The organism is Ramlibacter sp. (assembly GCF_035655895.1).
Taxonomy (GTDB): Bacteria; Pseudomonadota; Gammaproteobacteria; order Burkholderiales; family Burkholderiaceae_C; genus Ramlibacter.
This window is the reverse complement of sequence record NZ_DASRTN010000003.1, coordinates 15,477-28,095: the sequence shown is the minus strand read 5'-3', so window position 1 is coordinate 28,095 and position 12,619 is coordinate 15,477. Positions and strand designations below refer to the sequence as shown.

The 12,619-nt window shown below is 71.2% G+C and carries 13 protein-coding genes and 1 tRNA gene; 9 read left to right on the top strand and 5 right to left on the bottom strand.

All coding sequences use genetic code 11. The features are described from left to right. Positions 1–215: 215 nt before the first annotated feature. A tRNA-Arg gene (locus tag VFE82_RS00980) sits at positions 216–291 on the bottom strand. Between the two features lie 134 nt (positions 292–425). Between VFE82_RS00980 and VFE82_RS00975 the strand changes: the two genes are divergently transcribed. Then, complete coding sequence (locus VFE82_RS00975) at positions 426–1,367, top strand: c-type cytochrome (RefSeq protein ID WP_324998365.1); 942 nt, start codon at positions 426–428, stop codon at positions 1,365–1,367. Between the two features lie 52 nt (positions 1,368–1,419). Here the strand turns inward: VFE82_RS00975 and VFE82_RS00970 are convergent, their stop codons facing one another. Together VFE82_RS00970 and VFE82_RS00965 are read right to left on the bottom strand one after the other, a co-directional pair. Beyond that, a complete protein-coding gene (locus VFE82_RS00970; protein WP_324998364.1) occupies positions 1,420–1,956 on the bottom strand; it encodes a DUF2946 family protein in 537 nt (178 codons plus the stop codon). Positions 1,957–1,992: 36 nt separating this feature from the next. Then, complete coding sequence (locus VFE82_RS00965; RefSeq protein WP_324998363.1) at positions 1,993–2,751, bottom strand: sulfite exporter TauE/SafE family protein; 759 nt, start codon at positions 2,749–2,751, stop codon at positions 1,993–1,995. Between the two features lie 325 nt (positions 2,752–3,076). On the opposite strand from VFE82_RS00965, the gene VFE82_RS00960 reads away from it, so the two are divergent. Then, a complete protein-coding gene (locus VFE82_RS00960) occupies positions 3,077–3,223 on the top strand; it encodes a hypothetical protein (RefSeq protein WP_324998362.1) in 147 nt (48 codons plus the stop codon). Next, the gene (locus VFE82_RS00955) at positions 3,220–4,026 is read left to right on the top strand and encodes a hypothetical protein (RefSeq protein WP_324998361.1); all 807 of its coding nucleotides are present in this window, start codon (positions 3,220–3,222) and stop codon (positions 4,024–4,026) included. The genes VFE82_RS00960 and VFE82_RS00955 overlap by 4 nt, the downstream gene beginning before the upstream one ends. Here VFE82_RS00955 and VFE82_RS00950 read toward each other — a convergent pair. Together VFE82_RS00950 and VFE82_RS00945 are read right to left on the bottom strand one after the other, a co-directional pair. Next, on the bottom strand, positions 4,010–5,653 hold the full coding sequence (locus VFE82_RS00950) for a GMC family oxidoreductase (protein ID WP_324998360.1): 1,644 nt from the start codon (positions 5,651–5,653) through the stop codon (positions 4,010–4,012). The two genes, VFE82_RS00955 and VFE82_RS00950, sit on opposite strands and share 17 nt — an antisense overlap. Positions 5,654–5,790: 137 nt before the next feature. Next, positions 5,791–7,329 (bottom strand): CoA-acylating methylmalonate-semialdehyde dehydrogenase, encoded by a 1,539-nt coding sequence (locus tag VFE82_RS00945; protein ID WP_324998359.1) that lies wholly within the window; start codon positions 7,327–7,329, stop codon positions 5,791–5,793. Between the two features lie 90 nt (positions 7,330–7,419). Here VFE82_RS00945 and VFE82_RS00940 point away from each other — a divergent pair, with 90 nt between their 5' ends. Genes VFE82_RS00940 through VFE82_RS00915 form a run of 6 tightly spaced genes read left to right on the top strand, consistent with a single transcriptional unit; the run spans position 7,420 to position 12,614 of the window. Continuing rightward, positions 7,420–8,361 carry a LysR family transcriptional regulator gene (locus tag VFE82_RS00940; RefSeq protein WP_324998358.1) on the top strand — a complete coding sequence of 314 codons (942 nt, stop codon included), beginning with the start codon at positions 7,420–7,422 and terminating at the stop codon, positions 8,359–8,361. A gap of 53 nt (positions 8,362–8,414) precedes the next feature. After that, positions 8,415–9,536, top strand: coding sequence for an ABC transporter permease (locus VFE82_RS00935; RefSeq protein ID WP_324998357.1), 1,122 nt, complete (start codon positions 8,415–8,417; stop codon positions 9,534–9,536). Next, positions 9,536–10,360: an ABC transporter ATP-binding protein gene (locus VFE82_RS00930; protein WP_324998356.1), complete on the top strand. Its 825-nt coding sequence runs from the start codon at positions 9,536–9,538 to the stop codon at positions 10,358–10,360. The genes VFE82_RS00935 and VFE82_RS00930 overlap by 1 nt, the downstream gene beginning before the upstream one ends. 9 nt (positions 10,361–10,369) lie before the next feature. Next, positions 10,370–11,347: an MlaD family protein gene (locus VFE82_RS00925; RefSeq protein ID WP_324998355.1), complete on the top strand. Its 978-nt coding sequence runs from the start codon at positions 10,370–10,372 to the stop codon at positions 11,345–11,347. Further along, complete coding sequence (locus VFE82_RS00920; protein WP_324998354.1) at positions 11,344–12,003, top strand: ABC-type transport auxiliary lipoprotein family protein; 660 nt, start codon at positions 11,344–11,346, stop codon at positions 12,001–12,003. The genes VFE82_RS00925 and VFE82_RS00920 overlap by 4 nt, the downstream gene beginning before the upstream one ends. Continuing rightward, entirely contained in the window at positions 12,000–12,614 is a 615-nt protein-coding gene (locus VFE82_RS00915; RefSeq protein ID WP_324998353.1) for a cyclic nucleotide-binding domain-containing protein, read from the top strand. Before VFE82_RS00920 ends, VFE82_RS00915 begins: the two co-directional genes overlap by 4 nt. Positions 12,615–12,619 lie beyond the last annotated feature (5 nt).

Genomic DNA, 12,619 nt, shown 5'->3' with positions numbered 1-12,619 from the left:
CCACGACCGTGCTGTCTTAGCATGGGGTAGCACGGGCTCAAGGGTTTCGGAAACCCCTGACGCTTGCCCGAAACCCCTCCGCAACCCCTCCGGGCACGCGGCTGTCGGCGAACGACGGCGCACCGGCGCAAATGCAGATCGCCGATTTCTATAGCGGCTAGGAGTAGACCCGGAGGTCTCGGCGCACCGGCGCGAACGGTGGCGAACATGGAAGGTGGCGCGGCTGGCGGGGATCGAACCCACGACCCTTGGCTTCGGAGGCCAATACTCTATCCACTGAGCTACAGCCGCAACGGGAAAGGTCGCGCATTATCGCCCAAGCCGGACCCGAGTTCGCGGGTCCGTCGTTTGCCCCGGTGAGGAAGAGGTCGCTGGCTATAATCGAAGGTTGTTTTGACAAGCCCCGCGCATCACCCGAGGACGCCATGAGCGACAACACGCAGGAAGAAGCCCACACCGGTCCGATCAAGACGCCCAAGCAGCTGCTCCTTGCGGTCTTCTTCTCCTTCGTGATCCCGGTCGGGATCATCATGGGCCTCGTGGCCTACGTGTCGTCCGAGAACAAGCCGGCGGGCACCACCCAGGTCGAGAGCTTCACGCTCGGCGGCGTGACGGCCCAGGACCTCGAGCGCGGCGTCGCCGAGCGGATCCGCAAGGTCGGCACGGTCGAGATCCGCGACGCCAACCGGCCGCTCAAGAGCGGCGAAGAAGTCTTCAAGGCCCAGTGCACCACCTGCCACTCGGCCGGCGTCGCCGGTGCGCCCAAGCTCGGCGACACGGCAGCCTGGGCCGCTCGCATCCAGACTGGCTTCGAGTCCCTGGTGAACTCGGCGCTCAAGGGCAAGGGCGCAATGGCGCCGCAGGGCGGCGGTGACTTCGAGGACGTCGAGATCGCCCGTGCCGTGGCCTACATGGCCAACGCGGCCGGTGGCAAGTTCGCGGAGCCGCAGCGTCCCCAGGGCGCTGCCGCCCAGGCCAACGCCGGTGCCGCCGGCCAGGCGCCTGCCGCCCCCGCTCCCGCAGAGGCGCCTGCTGCGGCGGCAGCGCCCGCGCCCATTGCTGCCCCGGCCGCCACGCAGACCGCTGCGACCGGGACGCCTGCGGTGGCCCCCGCTGCCGCGGCCGGTTCCGGTGCTGGCGAAGCTCTCTACAAGCAGGCCTGCATGGCCTGCCATGCCGCCGGTGTGGCAGGCGCTCCCAAGTTCGGCGACAAGGCCGCCTGGACGCCGCGCATCGCGCAAGGCCTGCCGACCCTGGTGCAGTCGGCGCTCAAGGGCAAGGGCGCGATGCCGCCCAAGGGCGGCAGTGCGGCGCCCGACGCCGACGTCCGCGCGGCGGTCGAGTACATGGTGAACGCCGCCAAGTGAGCGTGGCCCCCACCAGGAACGAAGCCGGTCCCCGACCGGCTTTTTCTTTGGCTCAGCGTGAAGGGCGGGCGTTCTGGGCGGCCGGGCTGAGCACGTGGCCGAACCGCGTGGGCAGGTCGGCGGCGGCGACCTCCTGCGGCTGCCACCGTCCCTGGTCGACCAGCTCGGCGGCCGCGTGCATGTCCAGCGAGTGCACCAGCCCGAGGCCCAGAGGCGTGGCCGCGTAGAGACGTCCGGTCTCGTCGATCCAGGTGGATTGCACGGCGAGCGCCTGCCCGGTGTGTGCCGTCACCTCGGCTTCGGGCCCCACGCGCAGGACCAGCGGCGCCGCCTCCAACTCCACGAACACCCGTTGCGGACCGTTCTGGAAGAACCAGCGGCCCTGCGCGTCGCGCTCGTAGTTGCGGTGGATGAACTCGATCAGCTTGTCGTGCCGCAGCAGCGAACCGCGTGCCTGCGGGAACGGGCCGGCCGCTTGCGTCGGATCGTCGCGCATGTACCACTGGCCCCGCGCGTCCAGCCCGAGCCAGCCGTAGCAGTCGGGCACGTTCGGCCACTTCGCGATCGCCTGGCGCACGATGTCGTCCATCACGCGATTATCGAAGCTCGCCGGCGCGCGTGCGCGCTAGCGCAGGAAGGCGTCGTAGCTCGTCTTGCAGATCAGGGCGGTCACCACGAGCAGGAAAACGCCCCGCACGAACCCGGCGCCGTGCCGCAGTGCGAGCCGCGTCCCCACCAGGCTTCCCGTGACATTGGCAACCGCAAGGGCCAGGGCGTAATGCCACCAGACGTGGCCCTTCATGGCGAACAGCGCCAGCGCCGCGATGTTGGTCGCCGTGTTGACGAGCTTGGCGGAAGCGGAGGCGTGCAGGAAGTCGTAGCCCAGGCCGCGCACGAACAGGAACACCAGGAAGCTCCCGGTGCCCGGCCCGAAGAACCCGTCGTAGAAGCCCAGCAGCAGGCCGATCGCGGCCGCCGCCAGCGTCTCGCGGCGGCCTGACAGACGCGGCGCGTGCTCATGGCCGAGCTTCTTCTTGGCCAGCGTGTAGGCAAGCACCCCCACCAGCACCACCGGCAGCAGCTTGCGCAGGAAGGTCGGCGAGACGACGGTGACCGCCCAGGCTCCGGCGAAGGCGCCCACCAGACCGGCGAAGGCCGCAGGCAGCATCACGGGCCACGCGATCCGGACGCGGCGGCTGTATTGCAGCGTGGCGATGGCCGTGCCCCAAACCGATGCGCTCTTGTTGATCCCGAACAGCGTGGCGGGATGGGTGGTCGGGAGCGCAGCGAACAGCGCCGGCACCAGCACCAGTCCGCCGCCTCCGACGATCGCATCCACGAAACCGGCCAGAAGCGAGGCCGACGCCAACCAGAACAACTCCATCGGCCCGCATTGTGCCTGCGGCGACGGCGTGCCTCATCAGCTGCAGCGAAGCACCAATAAAAAGGCGCCGGGGTGACCGGCGCCTGGGAATGCATCGTGGTGCAGCAACAAGATCTTGGTCGAGTCGTCGGTGTTCTGTTCGTCTCCTCGGTCCCTCGCCCTTTGCGCAAACCACGTGGGTTCGCTGCGAGTGCAAGCACTGTAGAAGCTGCACCGGCGCAGTGCATCGGGAGTTACCCGGGCGCACGGGTCCGGGTGGCGCAGGCGGCGCGCACCGCGCCGCTGCCACCCACCGGTGCGCGCGTGCGCTAGAGTCGCCGGGGTCATGAACCGTCCCACCCAGAACCCGATGGCCCTGCCGCGGTCGCACGCCCACGCGCCGGCGGGCCACACCGTCCGCATGCATCCGCCCGGCCAACCCATCCGCGCGATGGCCATCGCGGCCACCGTGGCAACGGGCGCACGGTCTTGAACGGGGCCGCCAGAGCCGCCGCCGCCGGCGCACTTTGCATCGCGTGCCTGCCGGTCGCCGCTCGCGCGCAGTCTGCCGCCATCGAGTGGACCGGGACCCTCGGCCTGACGCACCGTTTGCTGCACGAGCGCTCGGTTGCCGGGGGCACGCTGCTGACCGAGCGCGGGCCGATGCCCGGCGCGCAGCTGCGGGCGCAGCGGGCCCTGCCCGGCGGCGGCGCAATCGCCGCCTCGCTGCTGTTCGCGGGGGGCGATCTCGACTACGACGGGCGCACCCAGCTCGGCCAGCCGCTGTCCACCACCACCCGTCAGGCCGAAGCCGCGGCCGAGCTGCTCTGGCGCCCGCACGCCCCGCGTCCCTGGGGCGAGGCCTGGCTCACGGCCGGCTGGCTGGGCAACCGGCGATTGATCCTCGGCACTCCCACCGCAGGCGGCCTGGACGAGACATCCTCCGCGCTGCTCGCCGGCCTGCGCTGGCACAGCCCCGATGTGGCGCCAGCGGCCGGATGGCGCGCCCATGCGGAAGCCGATGTCCGCGTCAGCGTGCTGCACCGGCTGCATGTGGACTACCACGGGCTCTACGACCGTTCCAGCTTCGAAGGCGCACGCAAGCGACAGGTCGCCCTCCGCCTCGTCGCCATGCCCTCGGCGTCGCCCTGGTCGATCGGACTCGAATGGGCGCGGCTGTCGCAAGACCGCAGCGAGGTGGTCCCCGTGTACCAGCGCGGCGCGCTGTACGGCACCGTGTGGCAGCCGCCGCTGTCGATCCGCGACGTGACGCTGCAGCTCAGCCGGCGCTTCTAGCCTCTGCCTCGCGCAGCACCCAGGCCGCGGCCTTCTCCGCCATCATCAGCGTCGGCGAATTGGTGTTGCCGCTGGTGATGGTGGGCATCGCGCCCGCATCGACCACGCGCAGGCCGGCGACGCCGCGCACCCGCAACTGCGAATCGAGCACCGCCATCGGATCGCCGTCGCGCCCCATCCGGGTGGTGCCGACCGGATGGAAGATGGTGGTGGCGATGTCGCCGGCCAGCCGTGCCAGTTCCTCGTCCGTCTGGTACTGCACGCCCGGCCGCCACTCCTGCGGCTGGTAGCGCGCCAGCGCGGGCTGGGCCACGATGCGGCGGGTGAGCCGCAGCGAGTCCGCCGCGACCTGGCGGTCCTCCGGCGTGCTGAGGTAGTTGGGCGAGATCGCCGGTGCATCCTCGAAGCGCGGGCTGCGGATGCGCACGAAGCCGCGGCTGGTCGGATTGAGGTTGCAGACGCTGGCGGTGAAGGCGTTGAAGGGATGCAGTGGCTCGCCGAAGGCATCCAGGCTGAGCGGCTGCACGTGGTACTCGACGTTGGGCCAGGGCTGGTCGGGCGTGCTGCGGGTGAAGGCGCCGAGTTGCGAGGGCGCCATGCTCATCGGGCCACTGCGCGTGAGCAGGTACTGCAGGCCGATGCGGGCCTTGCCGTACCAGCTGTTGGCCAGGGTGTTGAGCGTCTCCACGCCCTGCACCTTGAACACCGCGCGGATCTGCAGGTGGTCCTGCAGGTTGGCGCCGACGCCCGGCAGGTCCTGCACCACCGCGATGCCATGCTGCTGCAGCAAGGGGGCCGGCCCGATCCCGGACAACTGCAGCAGCTGCGGTGAACCGATGCTGCCGGCACACAGCAGCACCTGTTGCGCGGCGTGCACGTGGACCAGTGCATCGCCGGTCCAGACCTCGGCGCCGGTGCAGCGCGTCGTGCCATCCGGCAGCGTGTCGAGACGCAGCTGCTTCACGTGCGCATGCGTCCACATCTCGAAGTTGGGCCGGCCGTAGCAGATCGGCCGCAGGAAGGCCTTGGCCGTGTTCCAGCGCCAGCCGTTCTTCTGGTTCACCTGGAAGTAGCCCACGCCCTCGTTGCTGCCGCGGTTGAAGTCCTCGGTGTGCGGGATGCCGGCCTGCTGCGCGGCCTGCGCGAAGGCGTCGAGGATGTCCCAGCGAAGGCGCTGCCGTTCCACCCGCCACTCGCCACCGGCGCCGTGCATCTCGTCGGCGCCCTTGTAGTAGTCCTCGTGCTTGCGGAAGTCGGGCAGGCACTGCGCCCACCGCCAGCTGTCGTCGCCGGTCAGTTCGGCCCAGTGGTCGTAGTCCCGCGCCTGGCCGCGCATGTAGATCATGCCGTTGATGCTGGAGCTGCCGCCCAGCGTCTTGCCGCGCGGATAGCGCAGCTTGCGGCCGTTGAGGCCTTCGTCCGGCTCGGTGTGGAACAGCCAGTCGGTGCGCGGGTTGCCGATGCAGTAGAGGTAGCCCACCGGGATGTGGATCCAGTGGTAGTCGTCGCGCCGCCCCGCCTCGATTAGCAGCACGCGACGGGACGGGTCGGCCGAGAGCCGGTTGGCCAGCAGGCAGCCGGCGGTGCCGGCGCCGATGATGACGTAGTCGAACGTCGTGTCGCTCACGCTTGTCTCCTCCGATGCATCCGCATTCTCGTTGTCTTCCGGGGGCATCGGCGGTGCCGCGCCGCGCCGGTGCGCCGCGTGGCCGGTGCATGCAGCGCCCCTGCGGCCGGGCGCCCTCCGCGGCCGATGCGGCGGGCCTACCTGGCCGTGGGCATCACGAACTCGGCGCCCTTGCCGATGCTCTCCGGCCAGCGCTGCATGATCGACTTCTGCTTGGTGTAGAACCGCACGCCCTCCTCGCCGTAGGCGTGCATGTCGCCGAACAGGCTCTTCTTCCAGCCGCCGAAGCCGTGCCACGCCATCGGCACCGGGATCGGCACGTTGATGCCGACCATGCCCACCTGCACGCGCCGGGAGAATTCGCGCGCCACGTGGCCGTCGCGGGTGAAGCAGGAGACGCCGTTGCCGTACTCGTGCGCGTTGATCAGGTCGACCGCTTCCTTCAGGTCCTTCACCCGCACGCAGCCCAGCACCGGGCCGAAGATCTCTTCCCGGTAGATCTTCATGTCGGCCGTGACGTTGTCGAACAGCGAGCCGCCGATCCAGAAGCCGTTGTCGCAGCCCGCCCCCGCCATCGCGCCCTTGAACGAGCGGCCGTCGACCACCAGCTGCGCGCCCTCCTGCTGCCCGGTGCCGATGTAGCCGGCGATGCGCTGCTGCGCCACGCTGCTGACGATCGGACCCATCTCGGCATCGAGCTCGCTGCCGTTCTTCACCTTGAGCTGCCGGGTGCGTTCGGCGAGCATCGGGATGATGCGGTCCGCCGCGCTGCCCACCAGCACGCCCACCGAAATGGCCATGCAGCGTTCGCCGGCCGAGCCGAACGCCGAGCCGATCAGCGCATCGACGGCCTGCTCCAGGTCGGCGTCGGGCATCACCACCATGTGGTTCTTCGCGCCGCCCAGTGCCTGCACGCGCTTGCCGTGGCGGGCGCCGGTCTCGTAGATCTTCTGCGCGATCGGCGTGGAGCCGACGAAGGACACGGCCTTCACGTCCGGATGCTCCAGCAGGGCGTCGACGGCGTCCTTGTCGCCCTGGACGACGTTGAACACGCCGTCGGGCAGGCCGGCTTCCTGCAGGAGGCGCGCCATCATCAGCGATGGCGTCGGGTCGAGCGGGCTCGGCTTGAGGATGAAGCTGTTGCCGGCCGCGATGGCGACCGGGTACATCCACATCGGCACCATCACCGGGAAGTTGAACGGCGTGATGCCGGCGACCACGCCCAGGGGCTGGCGCATCGTCCAGTTGTCGATGCCGGTGGACACCTGGTCGGTGTAGTCGCCCTTGAGCAGCTGCGGGATGCCGCAGGCGAACTCGACGATGTCGATCCCCCGCGTGACCTCGCCCTGCGCATCGGTGAACACCTTGCCGTGCTCGGCCGTGATGGCGCGGGCGAGGTCGTCCTTGTGCCGGTTCAGCAGCTCGAGGAACTTGAACATCACCCGCGCCCGGCGGATCGGCGGGGTGTCGGCCCAGGCGGGAAAGGCCGCCTGCGCGGAGGCGACCGCGCGCGCCACCTCGGTGGCGCTGGCCAGCGCCACCTTGCCGGTCACGCTGCCGGTGGCAGGGTTGAACACATCGGCAGTGCGGCCGCTCTGGCCGGGGACCACCTTGCCGTCGATCCAGTGGTCGATCGAGGCCAGGGCGGCGCTGCGGGTGGGATCGGGTGCGTTCATCGGTGGGGCTCGTTGCGGGGAAGGTCCGCCAGTCTAGGTGGCGGCCCCTGCTTTGCAAAGCGCCAGACGCTGACTACATTGTTCAGCGAAATGAACGATTCCATCCCGGCCACGGTGCCCGACGCCCCGTCCTTCGCCGACCTGCACCTGCTCACGGTGCTGGCCCAGACCCGCAGCTACACGCAGGCGGCGCGGCGCCTGGGCATCTCCAAGGCGTCGGTCAGCATGCGGATCGCCGACCTCGAGCGTGCCGCCGGCCTGCCGCTGGTGCGTCGCACCACGCGCTCGGTGGGCCTGACCGAGGCAGGGCAGCAGCTGGTCGACGAGACCGGCGCGTCGTTCGAGCGGATCGCCCTGAGCTTCGCCGGCGTGCGCGACCTGGCGGGCCACCCGCGCGGGGTGGTGCGCGTCACGGCCCCGGTCGCGCTGGGACGCCAGCACGTGGTGCCGACACTGGCGCCTTTCCTGTTGCGCTATCCGGAGATCCGCATCGAGCTGGATCTGAGCGATCGTTTCGTCAACCTCGCCCAGGAAGGCTTCGACCTGGCCGTCCGCCACAGCCATGAGCCGCCGGACACGCACGTGGCCTGGACCCTGTGCGAGACCGCGTCGGTGCTGGTGGCCAGCCCCGCGTACCTGCGCCGGCACGGCGCGCCGGCGCACCCGGGCGAGCTGGCGCGGCACCAATGCCTGCTCTACCTGCGCGGCCCGGGCGGACAGAGCTGGTCGTTCGAGCGCGAGTCGCGCCGGGGTGACCCCGTCATCGTGCCGGTGCACGGGCCGCTGCGGGCCAACAACAGCGAGGCGCTGCGCGAAGCGGTGCTCGGCGGCCTGGGCATCGGGCTGCTGCCCGACTTCAGCGCGGCCGCGCACCTCGGTCCGCGCCAGCTGGTTCGGGTGCTGCCGCAATGGCGGCCGCGCGGCTTCTTCGGCGAGCGGATCTTCGCGATCCGCCCCTGGTCGCCGCAGGTGCCGCGGGCGGTGCAATGCCTGGTCGACCACCTGCGCGAGAGCCTGCGCAAGGGGTTCTGAGCCTGCAGGCCGCCGTCGGCGCCGGTAGGATGGCGCCTTCCCACCCCGCCTGCATGCCGGACACCACGACGCCCCGCCTCGAACAACTGCCAGCCGAAGGCGGCGCGCGCGCCAGGCTTCTGGGCCAGTGGACCGCGGCGCAGTTCGCCCGCCCGCGCCTGGTCACCGAGCTCGGCTCCCGGCTGCGGGCCGTCGGAGTCGACGCCGAGTGGGACTTGCGCGAGGCCGAGCAGCTCGACCATGTGGGAGCGCAGCTGCTCTGGGACCACTGGGGCCGCCGCAGGCCGGCGCGCCTTGCGCTGCTGCCGGCGCAGCAGGCCGTGCTGGAGCGCGTCGAGCGCTTCACGCGCGAGCTGCCCGCGCGCCGCCGCCGCACCGGCCGGGAGGCCTTCGTCGCCCTGGGCGATGCGGTGCTGCATGGGCTCCATGCGCTGCGCGACTTCGTCCGGCTGGTCGGCCAGCTGGCGCTGAACATCGTGCGCCTGGCCCGGGCGCCGCACGAGGGCCCCTGGCGCGACCTGTCCGGCCACCTCTACCACGTGGGCGCCACCGCGCTGCCCATCACGGCGCTGGTCGGCTTCCTGATCGGGGTGGTGCTGGCCTACCTCACGGCGCGGCAGCTGCGCCAGTTCGGCGCCGACGCGTACATCGTCAACATCCTGGGCGTGGCGCTGATCCGCGAGCTCGGGCCGATGCTGGCCGCGATCCTGGTGGCGGGGCGCTCGGGCTCCTCCATCACGGCGCAGATCGGCGTGATGCGGGTCACCGACGAGCTCGACGCGATGAGCGTGATGGGCATCTCGCACAGCTTCCGGCTGGTGCTGCCGCGGGCGCTGGCCCTCGCGCTGGCGATGCCGCTCATCAGCATCTGGACCACCTTCTGCGCGCTCGCCGGCGGGATGGTGGCTGCCGACGTGTCCCTGGACATCACGCCCACCTTCTTCCTGCGGGCGCTGCCCGAGGCGGTCCAGATCGGCAACCTGGTGCTGGCCACCGCCAAGTCGATCGCCTTCGGGTTGCTGATCGCGCTGATCGGCTGTCACTACGGCCTGGGCGTGCAGCCGAACACGCAGAGCCTGGGCGAAGGCACGACGGCGTCGGTCGTCACGTCGATCACCGTGGTGATCCTGGTCGATGCGCTGTTCGCGGTCGCCTTCCAGGAGGTCGGGTTCTGATGGCCGCGCCGGGCATCACCGCCAGCCTGCCGGCACCGCCGCAGCCGATGGTGGACATCCGCGGGCTGCGCACCGTGTTCGACCTGCCGGGGCGGCAGTTCGTGGTGCACGAGCGGCTGGACTTCAGCGTCGCGCGCGGCGAGGTCGTCTCGCTGGTGGGGGGCTCGGGCACCGGCAAGACCGTGCTCCTGCGCCAGATCCTCGGCCTGGAGCGGCCCGCGGCCGGCGAGATCCGGGTCATGGGCCAGCCGATCGATTCCCTCGAGCAGCGTGGCGCCGCGGCGCGGATCGGCATGCTGTTCCAGCACGGCGCCCTGTTCTCGGCGTTCAGCGTCCTGGAGAACATCGCCTTCCCGCTGCGCGAGCTGCGGACCCTGCCGCGCTCGCTGGTGCACGAGGCCGCCATGGTGAAGCTGCAGATGGTCGGCCTGCAGCCGGAGGACGGCGCGAAGATGCCGGCCGATCTGTCCGGCGGCATGATCAAGCGGGTGGCCCTGGCGCGCGCGCTCATCATGGATCCGCCGCTGCTGCTGCTGGATGAGCCCACCGCCGGGCTCGATCCCGAGAGCTCCGACGGGTTCGTCGCGCTGCTGCGCTCGCTGCACCGCGACCTGGCGCTGACGGTGGTGATGGTGACCCACGACCTCGACACCCTGTTCGAGCTGTCGACGCGAATCGCGGTGTTGGCCGACAAGCGGGTGATCGTGAACGGACCCCCCAGGGACGTGATTGCGTTCCAGCATCCGTTCGTGCATGACTTTTTTTTGGGCGAACGCGGGCAGCGCGCGATGGAGCTGCTGCGGGAGTACCCGTTCGCCGTCTAGGAGAGCCCGATGGAAAACAAGGCCCATGCCCTGGCCGCCGGCCTGTTCGTGCTGGCGCTCACGGCGCTGCTGCTGGTGCTCGGCGCCTGGCTCACGCGCGACTCGGGCGCGCGCGACCGCTACGAGATCTCGACCCGCGAGGCCGTCACCGGCCTGCAGGAACAGGCCCCAGTGCGCTACCGCGGCGTGGACGTGGGCAAGGTCACGGCCATCGGCTTCGATCCCAAGGCGCAGGGCAACGTGCTGGTGCGACTGGACATCGAACGGGGTGCCCCGGTCACGGCGGAGACGTTCGCCACGCTGTCGTTCCAGGGCGTCACCGGACTGGCGTTCGTGCAGCTGGACGACACCGGCAAGCCAGCCCCGCGCCTGCAGCCCAACGACGAGGCGCCGCCCCGGATCCCGCTCAAGCCCGGCCTGCTCACCAAGCTGACCGAACGCGGCGAGGTCATCCTCGATCAGGTCGAGCAGATCACGACCCGGGTGAACCGCCTGCTGGACGACCCGAACCAGAAGCGGATGACGGGCGCCGTCGACAACGTGGCCCGGGCTGCCGCCGACATCAGCCAGCTGAGCAACAACCTGAACACCGTCCTGACCGCGCAGTTCGGCCCGCGCGTGGTGGACATTCCCGGGCTGGTGCGGCGCAGCGACGCGGCGCTGGCCTCGCTGCGCGACACCTCCGACGAGGCGCGCGCCGCGCTCGGAGAGATCGGGCGCACCGCGCGCCGGCTGAACGAGCCGAACGGACCGATCGACCGGCTGGCCGAAGGCACCGAGGCGCTGTCGCACGCGGCGGACTCGTTCAACGCCGCGACCCTGCCCCGGATCAACCGGGCGACCGAAGACACCTCGAGGGCGGTGCGCCAGCTCAGTCGCACGGTCAACGGCATCAACGACAACCCGCAGTCGCTGATCTTCGGCACCGGCCGCATCGAGCCCGGTCCGGGCGAACGCGGCTTCACGGCGCCGGGAGGACGGCCATGACAGGAATGCTCTCGCCGCAGCGCCGTCTGCTGCTCGTGGCCGGTGCTGCCGCGCTGACCGGCTGCGGCACCTTCGTCGACCGGCCGCAGCGTCCCACGCTGTTCGACCTCGGCGCGCTCCCGTCGTCGGCGACGCCGGCCGCCGCCAACGGCGCTCCCGGCACGCCGCTGGTGCTGCCGGACGTCGAGGCAGCCGGGGCGCTGGAGGGCTCGAACATGCTCTACCGGCTGGCCTATGCCGACGACCACCAGCTGCGCGCCTATGCGCTGTCGCGCTGGAGCGCGCCGCCGCCGCAGCTGGTGCGCCAGCGCCTGCGGCAGCAGCTCGGGCGCGAGCGGCCCGTGCTCAGCCTCGATGAAAGCGCGGCACTGGCGCGCGAGGGCGACCAGCCGCTGCACCTGCTGCGGCTGGAACTGGAGGAGTTCACCCACGTGTTCGACGCGCCGGACCGCAGCCGCGGCGTGCTGCGGCTGCGCGCGACGCTGATCGCCAACACCCGCAGCGGCGATGTGCTGGTGGGGCAGCGCGCCATCGTGGCCGACGGCCCGGCGCCGACCCCGGACGCGTCCGGCGGGGTGCGCGCGTTGACGTCCGCGACCGACGCCGCGGCGGCGGACATCGGCGGCTGGCTGCAGCGGGTGGGCCGCACGCGATGAACGGCGAGCCGCCCTCTGTGGACACCAGCGGCGCCGCGCGGCTCGTCACGGCAGCCACGCCGCGCCGCCCGGTGGAGGAGCGGTTGCGCGCCGCGGGCCTGGAGATCGTCGGGTGCTGCGAGCAGTTGTCCGCCCGACGCGACCTGATGGACGGATCGCCGCTGCTGCAGGACTTCAGTCCCGCCGAGGCCGACGTGCTCGGGCAGGCGATGCTGCGCGTGCGCGCGCGCGCCGGGCAGACGCTGATGGCGGAGGATGATCCGAGCGACTGGATGCTGCTGCTGCTGTCGGGGACAGTGGACGTCGGCAAGCGCAAGGTGGGCTCGGAGGTGCAGCGTCCGGGGCCCGGCGAGGCCGCCCGCGTGGCCGTGGTCAAGACGGGCGCGGTGCTGGGCGAGATGTCGATGCTGGATGGCGAGCCGCGCTATGCCAGCGTCTGGGCCCTGAGCGACCTGGAGGCCGCGGTGCTCACCCGGCAGGCGGTGGCGCGCCTGATCACCGAGCATCCGGCGGTCGGGGCCAAGCTGCTGGTCAAGATCACCCAGCTGCTCGCCCAGCGGCTGCGCAACACCAGCAACCAGCTGCTCAAGCGCCTGCAGGGCGCCGCCTGACGCCG

Bases quoted from the DNA above. Each gene is read 5' to 3' on its own strand.
- VFE82_RS00975 (WP_324998365.1), top strand. From the start codon at position 426: ATGAGCGACAACACGCAGGAAGAAGCCCACACCGGTCCGATCAAGACG.
- VFE82_RS00970 (WP_324998364.1), bottom strand. From the start codon at position 1,956: ATGGACGACATCGTGCGCCAGGCGATCGCGAAGTGGCCGAACGTGCCC.
- VFE82_RS00965 (WP_324998363.1), bottom strand. From the start codon at position 2,751: ATGGAGTTGTTCTGGTTGGCGTCGGCCTCGCTTCTGGCCGGTTTCGTG.
- VFE82_RS00960 (WP_324998362.1), top strand. From the start codon at position 3,077: ATGAACCGTCCCACCCAGAACCCGATGGCCCTGCCGCGGTCGCACGCC.
- VFE82_RS00945 (WP_324998359.1), bottom strand. From the start codon at position 7,329: ATGAACGCACCCGATCCCACCCGCAGCGCCGCCCTGGCCTCGATCGAC.
- VFE82_RS00940 (WP_324998358.1), top strand. From the start codon at position 7,420: ATGAACGATTCCATCCCGGCCACGGTGCCCGACGCCCCGTCCTTCGCC.
- VFE82_RS00935 (WP_324998357.1), top strand. From the start codon at position 8,415: ATGCCGGACACCACGACGCCCCGCCTCGAACAACTGCCAGCCGAAGGC.
- VFE82_RS00930 (WP_324998356.1), top strand. From the start codon at position 9,536: ATGGCCGCGCCGGGCATCACCGCCAGCCTGCCGGCACCGCCGCAGCCG.
- VFE82_RS00925 (WP_324998355.1), top strand. From the start codon at position 10,370: ATGGAAAACAAGGCCCATGCCCTGGCCGCCGGCCTGTTCGTGCTGGCG.
- VFE82_RS00920 (WP_324998354.1), top strand. From the start codon at position 11,344: ATGACAGGAATGCTCTCGCCGCAGCGCCGTCTGCTGCTCGTGGCCGGT.
- VFE82_RS00915 (WP_324998353.1), top strand. From the start codon at position 12,000: ATGAACGGCGAGCCGCCCTCTGTGGACACCAGCGGCGCCGCGCGGCTC.